The organism is Microbacterium sp. NPDC006705 (assembly GCF_044903545.1).
Classification (GTDB): Bacteria; Actinomycetota; Actinomycetes; order Actinomycetales; family Microbacteriaceae; genus Microbacterium; species Microbacterium plantarum.
Map to the genome: position 1 here is coordinate 41,936 of NZ_JBJDQQ010000003.1, position 16,621 is coordinate 58,556.

Genomic DNA, 16,621 nt, shown 5'->3' on the forward strand with positions numbered 1-16,621 from the left:
CGACGGCACGAGCGGCCCTCTCCCCCGTGAGGAGGAGGGGGCCGCTCGGCTGTCAGGGCGACTCAGAGCGCGAGGCGGTCGGCCACGACGGCCGCGAGCTCGTCGGCGATCGCCTGGGCCTCGGCCTCGGTGGTCGCCTCGACCATCACCCGCACGAGCGGCTCGGTACCCGAGGCGCGCAGCAGCACGCGGCCGGAGTCGCCGAGGCGCGCGGACGCCGAGGCGACGGCATCCTGCACGCCGGCGTCGCTCTCGACCCGGTCGCGATCGACGCCGCGGACGTTGACGAGCACCTGCGGATACACCGTCATGACAGACGCGAGCTCGGCCGCGGTCTTGCCCTGGCGTGCCATCTCGGCAGCGAGGTGGAGCCCGGTCAGCAGACCGTCGCCGGTCGTCGCATAGCGGCTCATGATGACGTGCCCGCTCTGCTCACCGCCCAGACCGAAACGGCCCTGGGTCATGCGCTCGAGCACGTAGCGATCGCCGACCGCGGTCTGCTCGACGGTGATGCCGTGCTCGGCCATCGCGCGGTGCAGCCCGAGGTTGCTCATGACCGTCGCGACGAGAGTGCTGAAGGGCAGGCGTCCGCGCTGCTTCATCGCCACCGCGAGGATGGCCATGATCTGGTCGCCGTCGATGACGCGACCCTCAGCGTCGACGGCGAGGCAGCGATCGGCGTCGCCGTCGTGCGCGATGCCGATGTCGGCCCCCGTGCGGATGACCTCGGCGGCCACCCGGTCGAGATGGGTCGACCCGACGCCGTCGTTGATGTTGAGGCCGTCGGGGTCGGCACCGATGACGGTGACCTTCGCGCCGGCGTCGCGGAACGTCTGCGGGGACACCCCGGACGCCGCGCCGTGCGCGCAGTCGATGACGACGTGGATGCCGTCGAGCGTGTGCGGCAGCGAGCCGAGCAGGTGGACGACGTAGCGGTCCTCGGCGTCGGCGAACACCCGGATGCGGCCGACGTCGGCGCCCGTGGGCTGGAGCTTGGGGCCCGTGAGGGCCTCTTCGATTCGGCGTTCGACCTCGTCGGGAAGCTTGACGCCGCCGCGCGCGAAGATCTTGATGCCGTTGTCGGGAGCGGGGTTGTGGGATGCCGACACCATGACCCCGAAGTCCGCGTCGATGTCACCGACGAGGAACGCCGCGGCCGGAGTGGGCAGGACGCCCGCGTCGAGCACGTCGACGCCCGACGAGGCGAGGCCGGCCGCGACAGCGGCCGACAGGAACTCTCCCGAGACGCGGGGGTCGCGCGCCACGACCGCGGTCAGCCGCTTTCCGGCGGCCTTGCGCGCCTCCGCGATACGGCCCTGGCCCAGGACGACGGCAGTCGCCTGGGCCAGGGTGAGTGCGAGTTCGGCGGTGAGGGGGCCGTTGGCCAGCCCCCGAACACCGTCCGTACCGAACAGCGCCACGGAGCTTAACGCTTCGAGTACTGAGGAGCCTTGCGCGCCTTCTTGAGACCGGCCTTCTTGCGCTCCTTGACGCGCGCGTCGCGCGAGAGGAAGCCGGCCTTCTTCAGGGTCGGGCGGTTGTTCTCGGCGTCGATCTCGTTCAGCGCACGGGCGATGCCCAGGCGCAGCGCACCGGCCTGACCCGAGGGGCCGCCGCCGGAGATGCGCGCGATGACGTCATACGAGCCGGCGAGCTCGAGCACCGTGAACGGGTCGTTGATGAGCTGCTGGTGCAGCTTGTTCGGGAAGTAGTCCTCGAGGGTGCGCCCGTTGACCGTGATGGTGCCCGAACCGGGGATGAGGCGCACGCGGGCGATGGCCTGCTTGCGGCGGCCCACGGCGGCACCGGGAACCGAGAGGACCGGACGGGGCGCGGCGGCTGCAGCAGCCTCCGAGGCGGGCGTCTCGGTCGAGTAGTTCTGGGGGGTCTCCTCGAGGGAGTCAGCGATCTTCGCCATCAGTGTTTCCTTGAGTGTTTTCGCGGCGCTTACTGGGCGACCTGGTCGAAGGTGTAGGTGGTGGGCTGCTGCGCAGCGTGCGGGTGCTCGGCACCGGCGTAGACCTTGAGCTTCGAGAGCTGCTGGCGGCCCAGGCTGTTCTTCGGGAGCATGCCGCGGATGGCCTTCTCGACCGCGCGGACGGGGTTCTTCTCGAGGAGCTCCTCGTAGGAGACCGACTTGAGGCCGCCCGGGTAGCCCGAGTGGCGGTAGGCCATCTTCTTCTGGAGCTTCTGACCCGTCAGGGCCACCTTGTCGGCGTTGACGACGATGACGAAGTCACCGGTGTCGACGTGAGGAGCGAACGAAGCCTTGTGCTTGCCGCGGAGGAGGACGGCGGCGTGCGAGGCGAGGCGGCCGAGGACGACGTCGGTTGCGTCGATGACCAGCCACTCGCGCTGGATCTCGCCAGCCTTGGGGGTGAAAGTGCGCGTCACAGTAGTGCTGCTTTCTTGAATCGAACGGAGGAGTTCGTGAATCCCGCTCCGGGGTGGTTGGTCCGAAATCGGACGAACACGCCAGTGGAGGGCTCACGTTCGTAGCGGCACGCCTGCGTGGCACGCGCACCAAAGAGACAGCGTACGCTATCTGTCGACGTTATCAAAGCCGCGCCTGTCCCCCCGGGCCGTCCTCGATCTCTCATGCACCCCGATCGGAGACCCCGGATGCCCCTGTTCGAACTGCGGCGCTCTCGCCTCGGTCGCATCCGCGTCTTCACCCGGGCGCAGCTGCCGTTCGTGGTCGGCACGTTCGTCGTGATCGTCGCGCTCGCCTTCGGAGCACCAGAGTCACTCTCGTCGCCGTTCATGTGCGCCGCGGTCGTGATCGTCATCCTCGCGTCGATGGCCGGCGCCCTCCTCCCGTGGGAGCGGTTCTCGCCCTCCTGGCTGGTCACCCTCGCCGTGACGGACATCGTCGCCGTCGCGCTCGTGCGCACCGAGGTGGTGTGGCTCCTGCCCGGTGTCAGCATGCTGGCGATCTTCCCCATCCTCTGGATCGCCTACGGCTTCCCGCCCATCGCCTTCACCGCCGCCGTGGGCGGGGCGGCGCTCATGACCTCGCTCCCCTTCTTCGTCCGCGGCAGCTGGCCGGTCACGCCGCTCGAGTGGGCGAACGTCTTCACCCTCCCGGGCCTCATCCTCGCCGTCGCCGTCGTCGTCAACATCGCCGCCCAGCATCTGCGGCGCAGCGGCCGCCGCCTGCGCGCATCCCACGAGGAACGGGAGCGCGCGCTCGCCCGGGCCCGCGACAACGAACTCGTCCTGCGCACGGTGCTCGACACCGTCCGCAGCGGTGTCGCCCTCTACGACGACGCGGGGCGGCTCATGCTCGCGAACCGCACCGCCGAGGACCTCTCCCGAGCGATGGGGTTCTCGCTGAGCGAGGCTCCCTACGCGGGTGACGCCGTGCTGGCGGCGGACCGCACGACGCCGGTACCCCATCACCAGCAGCTCATCCCCCGCGCCCTGCGCGGCGACAAGGTCAGCGACGCCGTCGAGTGGGTCGGTCCGCCGGCGGCGCAGCGGGCCATCCTCGCCGACGCCGACCGCGTGCGCCGCGCCGACGGGACTCTCCTGGGCACGTTGGTGGTCGCGCACGACGTGACCGAGATGGCCGATGCCGCGCAGCTGCGGCACGACTTCCTCCGCACGGTGTCGCACGAGCTGCGGACGCCGCTGACGAGCGTGACCGGCTACCTCGATCTTCTGACCGACCACGTCCGGCCCGACGACCCCGCAGCGACGCGCTACCTCTCGCTGGTCGAGCGCAACGTGCTGGTGCTCACCGACCGCATCAACGAACTGCTCGCCGCCGCGTCGACCGACACCGAGGTCTCGCCGCGTCCGGTGACACTCAGCGACCTGATCGCCTCGGCCGTGCGCGCCGTCTCGCCGCGCGCCGAGCGTCGCGGCAGCTCGATCCAGCAGATCGGTGCGACGCACGACCGGGTCGTGCTCGACCCGGTGCGCATCCGCCAGTCGCTCGAGGAGCTGCTGATCAACGCCGTGAAGTTCAGCCCGCCCTCGTCCGCGGTCGTCATCGGCCAGCGCGTCGACGAGTCGGGTGTGCACATCGTCGTCAGCGACAACGGCCCCGGGCTCACCTCGATCGAGCGGACGCGCGTGTTCGATCCGTTCTACCGGACCCCCTATGCCCGGGAGAACGCGATCCAGGGCTTCGGCATCGGCCTCTCGGTCGTCCGCAACGCCGTCGTCGCGCACGGCGGCCGTGTTCGCGTGGGCGCTTCGGCATCGGGCGGCACGGCGATGGCGATCGTGCTGCCCGGTGCGGCGCACGACGATCGTGCACTCGACCACCCCGTGTCAAGCGCGGGCGGCACATTCGTCACGACGGAAGAATGACCTCGACGCTGAGATTCTCGACAACTCGGCCCGTTCGAGGTGACGACGACGATGAGCGCTTCCCCCTATGACCACGCCCGCGCGACGGGTGCCGTCCTCGCGGGCACGGCCACCGACTGGGCCGCGCAGGTGACGTCGGTCGCGATCGTCGAGCTCGACGACGCCGGCGTGGTGCGGTCATGGAACCCCGGGGCCGAGCGTCTGAAGCGCTACCCCGCGGATGAGGTCATCGGCACGTCGTTCTCGCGCTTCTACCGCCGCGAGGACCGCGAGCGCGGTCGGCCGGCGCGACTGCTCGCCGCCGCACGCACCGACGGGTCGGTCGAGGACACCGGCTGGCGGGTGCGCGGCGACGGCACGCTGTTCTGGGCGCACGTGCTGATCACCGCGGTCCGCGACGACGACGGCGAACCCGCGGGCTTCGTCAAGATCGTGCGCGACCTGAGCGAGGCCAAGCGCCTTGACGACGAGAAGGACGGCTTCCTGCGGGCCTTCGCCCACGACCTCCTCTCGCCGATCACCGCTCTGCGCGGCTACGTCGACCTGCTCGAGGACGAGATCCCGGAGGCGCAGTCGGGTCTGCTGCAGCACGTCTCACGCGTGACCGACCACATCATCGCCATGGCCGCAGAGCTCTCGGCGCATGTGCGGGGAACCGACGGCGATGAGAGCGAGGAGACCGACCTGCTGACTCTCGCCCGTGAGGCGGCGGAACTCGTGCTGCCGGGCGACGTCAACGAGCGCGTGGATGTCCGCGGCGCCGGCCGCGCCCACGTCTCGACCGATCGCGCGCTCTTGCGACGCGCTCTCGCGAACGTCATCGACAACGCTGCCAAGTACAGCGAGGACACCATCGTCGTGTCGGTGTCGGAGGAGCCGGATGCCGCCGTGGTGACGGTCGCCGACAGCGGCCGGGGCATCGACTCCGACGACCTCGCCTCGATCTTCGAGCCCTATCACCGCGGCCGCCTCTCCGATCCGGGCGACGGCGGCACGGGCGTCGGCCTCGCGAGCGTCCGCGACATCGCGCGACGACTCGGCGGAGAGGCATCCATCGAGAGCATCAGGGGAACCGGGACGACCGTCACCCTGCGCCTGCCGCCCTCACAGTGACGGCAGCGTGATGACCGTCTCCAGGACGACGTCGTCGCCGTCCTGGTACACGCGTCGCCCGACGGTCCCGAGACCGCGTCCGGAAACGGGCCCGAGCCGCCCGGGCGACGACACCCGCAGCAGCAGCGAACCCGATCCGGTGACCCGCGCCACGACCCGGGCACGCCGCGCCCCGGAGTGCTTGACGGCGTTGACGAGCGCCTCGGTGACGACGGAGACGACGCGCTCGGCCGCGTCGGGGTCGCTCAACCGCAGCCGGACCGCGTCGTCGATGCGCTGCGTGACCGCGACGGCGGGCGCCCACGCCTCGATCAGGCGATCCAGCGACTCGCTCGCCGGCATCCGCTCGGGGTCACCGGACTCGAGGATCTCCTCGAACGCGGCCTCGGTACGGCACCGGAAGTCGTCCACCTCGTCGGGGGTCGGGGCGCGCTCGTCGACGCGGGCCGCGAAGACGACGCAGGCGCCCTGCGCGCGCCCGTGCAGCACGTCGATGGCGCGCCGCGGGCCCGCGCTCTCATCGATCTCGGCGGCCTCGCGTGCGACCTCGGCGAGCCCGGCCGCCGCCCGGCGCTCATCGGTACGGGCGCGCGACAGCGCGTCGCGGCAGAGGCCGACCAGCACCGCGACGACCGGGACGGCGAGCACGGGGACGAGGCCGAGCACACCGATGCGCGGGAGGAAGAGGTAGGTGACGACGCTCATCGCGCACCCGGCGGCGATCCACACCAGCAGGAAGACGACCGGACGCGGCGGCCGGGCCCACCGACGCACCGCACCGCCGGCGATGACATCGACGACGACTCCCCCCGCGATGCCGGCGAGGCCCACTCCGACGCCGCCGGCGGCGACGGCGTAGGGGAAGCACGCCAGCGCGTAGAGCGGCGCGACGCTGAACCACGGCGGCGCGACCAGCCGCATCGACAGGCCCGGGCCTCTCCCGTGCGACGCGGGGCCGGCCTCGCTCATCTCGTCGTCGCGCTCGCGCAACAGGCGGTCGATGCGGTGGCTGAGCCCGCGGACATCCTCCGAGAAGGTGCGGACGACGTCGAAATCGATCGGTCCGGCGAGCATGCGCTCGCGTGAGCGGCGCAGGGCCGCGATGCCCGCCACGAGCGCGGTGCGGGCCTCGGCCGCGACATGCTGCCGGTGCGCCTCCGCGCGCTCGACCCGCACGAGCGCCGCGCGCAACCGCTCGGCGGCTGCCCGTGCGGCGGCGTGACGCGACGTGATGACGGCGACGATGGACAGCAGCGCGAGCGCGGTGACGAGGTTGGTCGCGATCCGCGACGACGCCGGCCCGCTCGGGACGATGCCGAACAGGGCGGAGCTGATGGCGTCGTTGACGGCGGGACGGATCGTCGCGACGACGACGAGCGACGCGAGCACGACGACACCGCGCGCGGGACGCGACGCGAGCCGCCGTTCGGCCGCGGCGACCGGGACGACCATCGCCGCGAGCACCGACCAGCCCAGGACGGCCACCGTGGCACCGCGCAGATACGCCTCGATTCCGGCGCCGCCGACGGACGGCACCGAGAACACGCCGGCCACCAGCAGCGACACCGCCGCGCTCCACCGCGTGTAGAAGGCGCCTCCGGAGACTGCGTTCCACCAGGTCGTCATGCCGGCTCCGCGCTCTCCGGCGTTCTCAGCCCGCGAACGCCCCGACGAGGGCGAGGCCCACGCCCGAGAGGTTGAACACGACGTGTGCGACGACGCCGGTCCAGATGCGCCCGGTCAGGAGGACGAGGCCGGCGCACACGACCCCGACCAGCGCGATCGAGAGGACGCCGTCGACACCGAGGGCCCCGCCGACGAGATGACTCACGAGGAAGACGGCCGTCGACACCAGCAGTGCCGCCACGCCGGCCGTGGCCGGCCCCGCGGCCCGGCGCAGCAGCGTGTAGACCGCGACGAGCACGACCCCGCGGAAGAAGAACTCCTCGAGGACCGGGGCGACCAGCCCCGCGGCGGCGGCATCCGTCAGCCACCAGCTCGCGGGAAGCCGCCCGTCGACGAGCAGGAGCCCGGGGAAGCGGGCCTGCCCCTCGACCCCCTGCTGGATGAGCCCCTGCACCAGACGGAGCACGATGCCGAAGCCGAGCCCGATGAGGAGGTCGGCGGCTCGGAACCGGAGGAGACCCGCGGGTCGCGAGACGCGAAGCGCGAGGACGACGGGGATCAGCATCCCGAGCCAGAGCGCCGCCGTCGCGGCGACGCCCGACCACGACGCCGCGGGCTGGAGCCACAGCACGAGATACCCCAGCAGGATTCCCGCGCCCAGGCTCACGAGCGCCCAGGCGAGCATCATCTCGCGCCACCGGCGCACGCTCGATCCGCCCTGGCGCCAGTCGACGCGACGGTGACGTGGGCGCCGCGACGTCGTCGCGACCGGCTCGCTAGGGTGGGTGTGCACGCGCCCACGTTAGCGGAGGTCCCATGATCGAGATCGCGACCATCTGCACGGGGAACATCTGCCGTTCACCCCTGGCGGCTCTGATGCTCCAGACCCGTCTGGCCGGCCGGGGCGTGCGCGTCACGAGCGCCGGGACGCGAGGCCTGGCCGATCACGGGATGACGCCCGAGGCGCAGCGCCTGGCGCTGGCGCGCGGAATCTCGGCCCCGGATGCCGAGGCGCACCGGGCTCGTTTCCTGACCGAGCAGCACCTCGTCTCGGCCGACCTCGTCCTGGCGATGGCCCGCGAGCACCGGCGCGCCGTGGCGGAGCTCGTCCCCGCGCGGACACGCGTGGCGTTCACCGTGCGCGAGTTCGCGCGCCTGGCCTCGTCGCTGTCGGACGCCGCGCTGCAGGGGGCCGTCGCGACGGCGGCCGACCAGGATGCCGCGGGCCGACTGCGGGCGGCGGTCGCAGCGGTCGCGGGCCAGCGCGGCCTCGTCCTCCCGCCCGCCGATCCGACGGACGATGACGTCGTCGACCCCTACCGCCGGTCGTGGTCGACATATGAGACGTCGGCGGCGCAGCTCGATCCCGCGATCGACCAGGTGGTGCGCGTCGTGGCGGTCGCGACGACCTCCTGATCCGAGGTGCGCGATCCGACCCCGGCCGGAAACATGGCTGTGGCAGACTGATCCGAGTTTCCGCCGATGCCCTCGTGGCGCGCACCGAAGGGCAGCATGGAGCTCTCCGACTACATTCGCATCCTCCGCAAGAACTGGATCGTGATCCTCGTGGTCACCCTCGTCGGTGTGGGCGCCGCGGCCGCGTACTCGCTGACGCGCACGCCCACCTACGAATCGTCCAGCACGGTCTTCGTCTCGACGCAGACCTCCGGCAGCGTCGCCGAGCTGCAGCAGGGGTCGACGTTCGCGCAGGCGCGGATCAACACGTACGTCGGCCTCGTCTCGACGCCGATCGTGATGAACCCGGTGATCGCCGAGCTCGGCCTCGGGACGACGGCGGGCCAGCTCGCCGAGAAGGTGAACGCGAGCGCTGCCCTGAACACGACGCTCATCACGATCACCGTGGTCGACACCGATCCGGTCGCGGCGGCGGACATCGCCAACGCCCTGGCTGCGAGCTTGTCGGCGGCGGTCCCCGCGATCGAGCCCGCGAGCGAGTCGGGGGCGAGCCCCATTCAGCTGTCGCGCGTCCGCGACGCCCAGCCTGCCCTCAGCCCGTCGAGCCCGAACGTTCCCCTCAACCTCGCGCTCGGCCTCCTCGTCGGCCTGGCGCTCGGCATCGGGATCGCGGTCCTGCGCACCGTGCTCGACACCCGCATCCGCAGCTCGCGCGATGTGGAGCAGGTCACCGAGTCGCCCCTCATCGGCGCCATCGCCTTCGACCCGAAGGCGAAGGACCGGCCGCTCATCGTGCACGCCGATCCGTTGAGCCCCCGCGCGGAATCGTTCCGGGCGCTGCGCACCAACCTGCAGTTCCTCGACATGGGCGGCCGCTCCAGCTTCGTCGTCACGAGCTCGGTGCCGAGCGAAGGCAAGTCGACCACGACCATCAACCTCGCGATCGCCCTCGCCGACGCCGGCAAGAAGGTCGCCCTGCTCGACACCGACCTGCGCAAGCCGAAGGTCGACGAGTATCTCGGCCTCGAGGGCGGAGCGGGCCTCACCGATGTGCTGATCGGCCGAGCACGCCTGGGCGACGTCATGCTGCCCTGGGGCGGTCGCAGCCTGTATGTGCTGCCGTCGGGCAAGATCCCGCCGAACCCGAGCGAGCTGCTCGCATCGCCCCAGATGCGTCAGCTGCTCGAGGTCCTGGAGCGCGACTTCGACGTGGTGCTGTGCGACGCCCCGCCGCTCCTGCCCGTGACGGACGCGGCCATCCTCGCCCGTGCGACCAGCGGAGCGATCGTCGGCGTCGCAGCGGGCCGGACGACCCGCCACCAGCTCACCGGCGCCATCGACGCTCTTCAGACCGTCGACGCCAAGGTCGCCGGCGTGGTGCTGACGATGGTGCCCACCCGCGGGCCCGACGCGTACTACGGCGGTTACGGCTACGGCTACGGCTACACGCAGGAGGAGAACGCGGCCCGCGAGGCTCGCCGCGGCAAGCCCGCCGCCCCGGCGAAGCAGCCGCGTGGTCGTCGGGGACGCCGCGCCGAGCCGGTCGAGACCGGTCCGGCTCCGACGCTCGATGACCTCGGCTTCCGCGCTCGCTCCTCCGACGAGTCCCGCCGCTCCGGTCCTTCTGCGAGCTGATGGCGCATGGCGCGACGTGACCTGACCGCACCGCCCATCGCCCGCGCGTTGTCGGTGGCCGGCGTCGGCGCGCTCGCGCTCGTCGTGGTCGCGCTCACGGCGCTGGCGCTGCAGCACGACCGCAGTCCGCAGCCGTCGGGCGCGCCGACCGCGGGCCCCGTGCCGACCTTCTCGTTCCGGGGGCCGGGGCCGGACGCGAGCGCTTCACCGTCGTCGAGCGCGACCCCCGCCACGGGCGGTGCCGAGGAGCGCTTCCTCGCTCGCTCAGCCGAGGGCATGCTGTGGCGCGCGACGGCGGGAGCCTGCGGCGCCGGCGAACCGGTCGTCGAGCGATCAGACGACGGCGGCACCACCTGGGTCGACGTCACCCCGCGTTCCCGCGGCATCGCTCAGGTCCGCGCGCTGTCGGGTCTGTCCGGCACCGAGGCCGAGCTGATCGCCGATGCGGCGGACTGCTCTCCCCAGCTGCTGCGGACGTACACGCAGGGCCGGTTCTGGGACCCGTACCCCGATCTCCTGGCGCGAGCGACCTATCCCTCGGGCTCCGCACCCACGGTGCTGGCGTCGCCCTCGGGCGAGGTCGCGCTCCCCTGCGCCGCCCCCGCCAGCGTGCGAGTGGGGGCGCAGCAGACCGCTCTGGTGTGCGACGGGGTCGCCCACACCCGCGTCGGCAGCGGTGCGTTCGCTCCTCTGCCGCTCGCGGATGTCGTCGCTCTCGATGTCCTGGGCCGCGCGACCGCGCTCGTGAGCGCCGGGGCGGATGCCTGCGCGGGAACCTTGGCCCTGACGTGGGTCGACGCGGCGGGAACAGCCTCGGCCCCCGAGTGCATCCCCGACAGCGATCCGGCCGCGCCGGCGGCGATCGCCGCGTTCGACGACGAGGTCATCGTGTGGTCGGGCGACGCCGTGACGACCATCGCCCGCTAGCGCAGACCGGGCCCGAGAGGCGGGGAACGGACGATCCCCCCGGCCTTCCGTTCCCCGCCTCCCGGGCTCCCGTCCCCATCCTGCTCACGAACCGGACGCGCACACCGCCCCCGGGGAGGATTTCACCCGAGGCTTCACCCGCGGATTAACCCCCTCAGCGCAGGCGCCCGTCACCCGGGCGCGTGACGCGCAGGCGGCGCGCACCGTAGCCGTCGAGCTCCATCGAGACCGTGGCCCCCTCGAGCGCCCAGCTCTCACCCGAGGCGAGGCAGACGAGCTCGGTGCCGTCGGGCTCCTCGCCGAGGTCGATCTCGAAGGCGACCGGCTCCCCCGCGAAGTTGTGCACGGCGACGAATCGGCTCTCGCTCGTGCGGGCGCCGTGCGCGAGAACGGACCGCGCGGTGGCGGGCACGAGCTCGAGGTCGCCCCAGCCGATCTCCGGAGACTGCCGGTAGCTCCGCGCGAGCCCGCGGACGAACGCGAACAGCGAGTCGGGGGCCATGAGCTGCGCCTCGACGTTCACGTGCTGGGGCCCATACGGCCCCTCGGGCGACGGCAGCGGATGCGCGCTCGCGGCGGCGGTGGAGAATCCGCCGTCGGGACGCCACTGCATCGGCACGCGGACGGCGTCTCGCTCGTCGATGTCGAGGTTCTCACCCATCCCGATCTCCTCGCCGTACAGCAGCACCGGTGTTCCGGGGAGCGAGAAGAGCAGGCTGTAGACGAGTCGGATGCGGCGCGGATCGCCGCCCAGCATCGGAGGAAGGCGTCGCCGAATGCCGCGCCCGAAGACCTGCATCGACTCCTCGGGGGCGAAGGCGGCGAAGACCTCTTCGCGCTCGGCGTCCGACAGCTGATCGAGGGTGAGCTCATCGTGGTTGCGGACGAAGTTCGCCCACTGCGAGATCGTCGAGATGTCGGGCCGGCTCTCGAGCGCGGAGCGCATCGGCTGCGGGTCTTCTCGCGCGAGCGAGAGATACAGCGCCTGGTTGCTGGCGAAGTCGAACTGCATGTGCAGCTCGCCGTCACCGTCGGCCCCGAAGTACGCCGCCTGCTCATCGTGCGGGACGTTGACCTCGCCCACGAGCATCGCCGCGCTCGAGCGCCGCTGGGCGAAGCGCCGCAGCGCGCGCAGGACATCGTGATCGCGCTGCGGCTCGCGGCGCTCGGGCGCGGAGACGAACGAGGGCACCGCGTCCACCCGGAAGCCGGAGACTCCCAGCTGCAGCCAGAAGCCCATGACCTTCGCGAGTTCGCGCTGGACGGCCGGGTTCTCGGCGTTCAGATCGGGCTGGTGGGCGTAGAAGCTGTGGAGGTAGTACTGCCCGGTCTTCTCGTCCCACTCCCAGACGCCGTCCTCCTCGCCGGGGAACTGCGTCTCACGGGGGTCGTCGGGGATCTCGTCCCGCCACACGTAGAAGTCGCGGTAGGGCGAGTCGCGGCTCTCGCGCGCCGAGAGGAACCAGGGATGCCGGTCGGAGGTGTGGTTCATGACGAGATCGACGATGACCCGGATACCGCGGTCCTCAGCGGTACGGATGAGCTCGACGAAGTCGCCGTGGGACCCCACCCGAGGATCGACCCCGTAGTAGTCCGACACGTCGTAGCCGTTGTCGCGTCCGGGCGTCGGGTAGAAGGGCATGAGCCACAGGCAGGTGACACCGAGGTCGGCGAGGTAGGGCAGCCGCCGAGCGAGGCCCTGCAGATCGCCGTCGCCGTCGCCGTCGTCATCGAGGTACTTCTCGACGTCCACGCAGTACAGCACCGCGTTCTTCCACCAGAGGTCGCTCGTGTCGGAGATCCTCATCGTGCGCCTCCGGGGAGGTCGGTTCTCGCGCCGAGCCGTTCGCGCAGCGCGTTCAGGAGCGCCCCCGCCCGCTCGCCGAGGAAGGCGCGTTGGTCCTGGGAGATCTCGTGGATGTAGAGCCGGTCGAAACCGGTGGAGACGAGGCCGGCGAGACGGTCCGCCAGCTCGGCGATGCCGCTCGGCGAGTCGACGCCGATGATGACGTGCTCGGCGAGTTCGGCGTCTGTGGGGTCGCCCGCGCGGGCCGCGAAGTCCTCAGGCTGAGCGATGTCCCACGCCTCCGGGGGCGTCACGACGCCGTGGAGCCACTGGTCGCGCACGAGCGCGGCGGCTTCGTCCGACGATTCGGCGAGGGCGATGTGGACCTGCAGGCACGTGGGACCGAGGCCGCCGGCATCCAGGTAGGCGCTGACGATCTCGGCGCCCTGCTCGCGGCTCGTCCCGACCGTGACGAGCCCATCGGCCCACCCGGCGGCCCAGCGCGCCGTCTCCGGCGAGGCCGCGGTGGCCATGAGCGTCGCCGGTCCGGTGGGCAGGCTCCACAGCCGGGCCTCATGCACGCGGACGCGGCCGTCGTGATCGACCTTCTCACCCGCGAGCAGCCCCCGCATGACGTCGACGCACTCCCCCAGGCGTGCCGTGCGCTCGTCCTTGGATGGCCAGGGCGCCCCCGTGACGTGCTCGTTGAGCAGCTCACCGCTGCCGAGCGCCGCGAAGTACCGGCCGGGGAACATCTCGGCGAGGGTGGCGATCGCCTGTGCGCTGACGACGGGGTGATACAGCTGCCCGGGAGTCGACACGGACCCGATGGGGAACCGCGTCGACGCGAGCGCTGCGCCCAGCCAAGCGATCGTGTTCCCGGAATGCCCCTGACGCGGCGTCCACGGGGCGAGATGGTCAGCGCTGAACGCCCCGTCGAAGCCGACGCGTTCGGCTTCGATGACGGCTTCCAGGAGCGCGCTGGGCGCGAGCTGTTCGTGCGAAGCGTGATATCCGATGAAGGCCATGCCCCAGTCTTTCGGTCCCGCGCACCCGACGACGTCGGGTTGCTCGATGCCGCCGGGTGCGGTACAGGCCGGCGCTCAGGCGGGCCCGCCCGTCTCGTGGACGCGTGTGAGCGCTTCGCGCAGCCCGGCCAGCCCACCGCGATCGAGGACGCAACGCCGGAGGTGCCCGAGGATCCACGCGCGGACCGGGGCCGCACCGGGGTCGTAGCGGCGGGCGTCGCGCCAGACATTCAGGAACGCTTCCCGCACCACCTCTTCGGCGGCCGCTCGGTTCGCGGTCAGCCGCAGCGCGAGCCCGAAGGCGGCGGCTGACGTCGCGTCGTACAGGTCGGCGAGCGCTCCCCGGTCGCCGGCGGCGACGGCGGTGAGAAGCGCGCCGAGCTCGGCGTCGGTGCCAGGACGCGCGGGCTCGTCCGCGGCCGTGTCCGGCGCGAGCAGGTCTGTCATGAGGGAATCGTCCGACACCGCGGACCGGGCAGGAAGCGCTTGAGTCCCGAGGCCGCCCGTGGTAGGCCGATCCAGTCATATGAATGGATCCGCGGCGCCGCACGCACAGCAGAGCGCCCCGGGTCGCGGGGACCCGGGGCGCTCGCGTGAGGGAGCGTCTTACTTGAAGGCGTCCTTGACGTTCTCGCCGGCCTTCTTGACGTTGGCAGCGGTCTGGTCCTTGTGACCTTCGGCTTCGAGACGCTCGTTGTCGGTCGCCTTGCCGGTGGCCTCCTTGGCCTTGCCGGCGACGTCCTGAGCTGCGTTCTTGATCTTGTCGTCGAGTCCCATATCGGCCCCTTCCGTCGATCTGCGTCCGGGTCTGATCCCCGGATGCCGGGACGGTTCATCCCGGTCATCACACGGTAGGTCGACCGGTTCCGCCCGCGCACCCGCTCGCGTTCACGGCGCGAATGCGATATGAACGCCGTCAGTTCTGCATGTTGATCTGCTGGCCGGTCACCAGCGGGTAGTGCACGAGAGCATCGGCGTCGAGGTCTTCCCGGTGCATGTCGACACGCGTGAAGGCGGCCTTGACGAACCGCGAGGACGACGAGAGATCGCCGGGGAGCCCGATCGTCCCCATGCCGCGGCTGTAGCGATCCGGCGGCAGCTCCGGCGAGACGCGCAGACCCTCCCGAACGCTCTCGACCGTGATCGAACGCGAGCGGTCGGCGATGATCCAGTGCAGCGGCGACGCGGGGAAGGCCTCGCTGAACGAGACGTCGACGATCGTGACGCCAGCCAGGGCGGCCTCGACCTCGTCGACGGTCTCGAATCGTCCGAGCACCCAGGGGATGAACTCGCGATCGTCGCGATGCCGATGATCGCGTGGTGCGTCTCGAGCGGGTCGACCCGGCGGAACCGGAACGGGAAGTTCCGCGGGGTCACCACCACCTCCTCGTGATACGAGAACTCGAGGTCGAGATTCCGGCCGAAGTAGTGATCGCGGGTGGTGTAACTGACTCCTGTGCACACGGTGCCGCCTCCTGTCGTGACGGGCCGCCCCTCGGCCCTGGCCCAGCCCTATCCCGATCCGCGCGACGCTCGCTAGGGCACTTGACACCGGCATCGCCGCTCGGTGCAGTCATGGCCCACCGCTCTTGTGAGCGCTCACCTCGATGAAACGGATCACCGAGGCGACCTATGGCACACAACCCCTGTCGTTGCGCATTCGTGACCCGAGACGCTCTTGACAGCACCCGTGTTGTGAGCGCTAACATTCGAGCGTCCCCGAGAGGTGACACGCATCAGAGATCCGGCGACGCCGCCGGACGAAACGAGGAGGTTTCCGATGTCCCAGGTGAAGTCCGTCGTCACCGCGATCGCCATGCTCGGCGTCGTTGCGCTCAGCGCCACGGCGTGCGCGAGCTCCAGCTCTCCCGGCGCGTCCGGCGGCGACGACGTCATCACGGTCGGGTTCGCCCAGACCGGCTCCGAGAGCGGATGGCGCAGCGCCAACACCGAGTCGATCAAGGAGGCGTTCTCGGCTCAGAACGGCTTCGACCTGATCTTCAACGCCGCCGACAACAAGCCCGAAGCGCAGATCGCCGCGGTGCGCAGCTTCATCAACCAGGGCGTCGACGCGATCGTCCTGGCCCCCATCGTCAGCGACGGCTGGGACGACGTGCTGAAGGAGGCGAAGGATGCCGGCATCCCCGTCATCCTCGAAGACCGCACGGTCTCGGCATCCGAGGACCTCTACGCCAGCTGGATCGGGCTCGACTTCGAGCAGGAGGGCAAGACCGCCGGCGAGTGGGTCGCCGAGAACTTCGGCTCGAAGCCGACCAACATGGTGATCCTCGAGGGGACGACCGGATCGTCCGCCGCCACCGACCGGCAGACCGGCTTCGACGCCGCCGTGGCCGGCACCGACATCACGGTGCTGGACTCGCAGACCGGCAACTTCACCCGCGCCGAGGGCAAGACCGTGATGGAGGGCTTCCTGCAGAAGTTCGGCTCCGAGATCAACGTGCTCTTCGCTCACAACGACGACATGGGTCTCGGTGCCCTCGACGCCATCAAGGCGGCCGGCATGAAGCCGGGCACCGACATCCAGATCGTGACGATCGATGCGGTCAAGGACGGCATGACCGCTCTCGCGAACGGCGAGTTCAACTTCATCGTCGAGTGCAACCCGCTGCTCGGCGAGAAGACGGCCGAGGTCGTGAAGTCCGTCGTCGCGGGCGAGTCGGTCGACAAGACCTACATCGTCGAGGACCAGAGCTTCACGCAGGAGCAGGCGAAGGAAGTCCTGGACAGCCGCCCCTACTGATCCGACACC

Annotated in this window: 15 protein-coding genes and 1 pseudogene; 6 read left to right on the plus strand and 10 right to left on the minus strand. The window is 71.2% G+C overall.

Annotated elements, in window-relative coordinates:
• Positions 1 to 62: 62 nt before the first annotated feature.
• Genes glmM through rplM form a run of 3 tightly spaced genes read right to left on the minus strand, consistent with a single transcriptional unit; the run spans position 63 to position 2,394 of the window.
• On the minus strand, positions 63 to 1,421 hold the full coding sequence (glmM, locus tag ACI2K6_RS14095; RefSeq protein WP_274179364.1) for a phosphoglucosamine mutase: 1,359 nt from the start codon (positions 1,419 to 1,421) through the stop codon (positions 63 to 65).
• 5 nt (positions 1,422 to 1,426) lie between these two features.
• Positions 1,427 to 1,918, minus strand: coding sequence for a 30S ribosomal protein S9 (gene rpsI / locus ACI2K6_RS14100; protein ID WP_023954328.1), 492 nt, complete (start codon positions 1,916 to 1,918; stop codon positions 1,427 to 1,429).
• 29 nt (positions 1,919 to 1,947) lie between these two features.
• On the minus strand, positions 1,948 to 2,394 hold the full coding sequence (rplM, locus tag ACI2K6_RS14105; protein ID WP_112617876.1) for a 50S ribosomal protein L13: 447 nt from the start codon (positions 2,392 to 2,394) through the stop codon (positions 1,948 to 1,950).
• Positions 2,395 to 2,622: 228 nt separating this feature from the next.
• On the opposite strand from rplM, the gene ACI2K6_RS14110 reads away from it, so the two are divergent.
• Positions 2,623 to 4,320 (plus strand): ATP-binding protein, encoded by a 1,698-nt coding sequence (locus ACI2K6_RS14110; RefSeq protein ID WP_404568874.1) that lies wholly within the window; start codon positions 2,623 to 2,625, stop codon positions 4,318 to 4,320.
• A 51-nt stretch (positions 4,321 to 4,371) separates the two neighbouring features.
• Positions 4,372 to 5,433 (plus strand): HAMP domain-containing sensor histidine kinase, encoded by a 1,062-nt coding sequence (locus ACI2K6_RS14115; RefSeq protein WP_112617938.1) that lies wholly within the window; start codon positions 4,372 to 4,374, stop codon positions 5,431 to 5,433.
• Here ACI2K6_RS14115 and ACI2K6_RS14120 read toward each other — a convergent pair.
• Positions 5,425 to 7,059 (minus strand): ATPase, encoded by a 1,635-nt coding sequence (locus ACI2K6_RS14120; protein ID WP_404568875.1) that lies wholly within the window; start codon positions 7,057 to 7,059, stop codon positions 5,425 to 5,427. The two genes, ACI2K6_RS14115 and ACI2K6_RS14120, sit on opposite strands and share 9 nt — an antisense overlap.
• A gap of 25 nt (positions 7,060 to 7,084) precedes the next feature.
• Complete coding sequence (locus ACI2K6_RS14125; protein ID WP_323986539.1) at positions 7,085 to 7,852, minus strand: CPBP family intramembrane glutamic endopeptidase; 768 nt, start codon at positions 7,850 to 7,852, stop codon at positions 7,085 to 7,087.
• A gap of 23 nt (positions 7,853 to 7,875) precedes the next feature.
• Between ACI2K6_RS14125 and ACI2K6_RS14130 the strand changes: the two genes are divergently transcribed.
• The 3 genes from ACI2K6_RS14130 (at position 7,876) to ACI2K6_RS14140 (ending at position 11,037) form a co-directional block, all read left to right on the plus strand.
• On the plus strand, positions 7,876 to 8,475 hold the full coding sequence (locus ACI2K6_RS14130) for a low molecular weight phosphatase family protein (protein WP_404568876.1): 600 nt from the start codon (positions 7,876 to 7,878) through the stop codon (positions 8,473 to 8,475).
• Between the two features lie 96 nt (positions 8,476 to 8,571).
• The gene (locus tag ACI2K6_RS14135; protein ID WP_112617871.1) at positions 8,572 to 10,110 is read left to right on the plus strand and encodes a polysaccharide biosynthesis tyrosine autokinase; all 1,539 of its coding nucleotides are present in this window, start codon (positions 8,572 to 8,574) and stop codon (positions 10,108 to 10,110) included.
• Between the two features lie 6 nt (positions 10,111 to 10,116).
• Positions 10,117 to 11,037 carry a hypothetical protein gene (locus ACI2K6_RS14140; RefSeq protein WP_404568877.1) on the plus strand — a complete coding sequence of 307 codons (921 nt, stop codon included), beginning with the start codon at positions 10,117 to 10,119 and terminating at the stop codon, positions 11,035 to 11,037.
• 154 nt (positions 11,038 to 11,191) lie between these two features.
• On the opposite strand, the gene ACI2K6_RS14145 is transcribed toward ACI2K6_RS14140, so the two are convergent.
• The 5 genes and pseudogenes from ACI2K6_RS14145 to ACI2K6_RS14165 form a co-directional block, all read right to left on the minus strand.
• A complete protein-coding gene (locus ACI2K6_RS14145; RefSeq protein ID WP_404568878.1) occupies positions 11,192 to 12,844 on the minus strand; it encodes an alpha-amylase family protein in 1,653 nt (550 codons plus the stop codon).
• Positions 12,841 to 13,851 (minus strand): LLM class flavin-dependent oxidoreductase, encoded by a 1,011-nt coding sequence (locus ACI2K6_RS14150; RefSeq protein WP_404568879.1) that lies wholly within the window; start codon positions 13,849 to 13,851, stop codon positions 12,841 to 12,843. The genes ACI2K6_RS14145 and ACI2K6_RS14150 overlap by 4 nt, the downstream gene beginning before the upstream one ends.
• 75 nt (positions 13,852 to 13,926) lie before the next feature.
• Complete coding sequence (locus ACI2K6_RS14155) at positions 13,927 to 14,298, minus strand: sigma factor (RefSeq protein WP_282501480.1); 372 nt, start codon at positions 14,296 to 14,298, stop codon at positions 13,927 to 13,929.
• A 159-nt stretch (positions 14,299 to 14,457) separates the two neighbouring features.
• Positions 14,458 to 14,628: a CsbD family protein gene (locus ACI2K6_RS14160; protein ID WP_094260399.1), complete on the minus strand. Its 171-nt coding sequence runs from the start codon at positions 14,626 to 14,628 to the stop codon at positions 14,458 to 14,460.
• 139 nt (positions 14,629 to 14,767) lie between these two features.
• Positions 14,768 to 15,315, minus strand: a pseudogene (locus tag ACI2K6_RS14165) (linear amide C-N hydrolase).
• A 316-nt stretch (positions 15,316 to 15,631) separates the two neighbouring features.
• Here ACI2K6_RS14165 and ACI2K6_RS14170 point away from each other — a divergent pair.
• The gene (locus ACI2K6_RS14170) at positions 15,632 to 16,612 is read left to right on the plus strand and encodes an ABC transporter substrate-binding protein (RefSeq protein ID WP_404568880.1); all 981 of its coding nucleotides are present in this window, start codon (positions 15,632 to 15,634) and stop codon (positions 16,610 to 16,612) included.
• Positions 16,613 to 16,621: the final 9 nt, after the last annotated feature.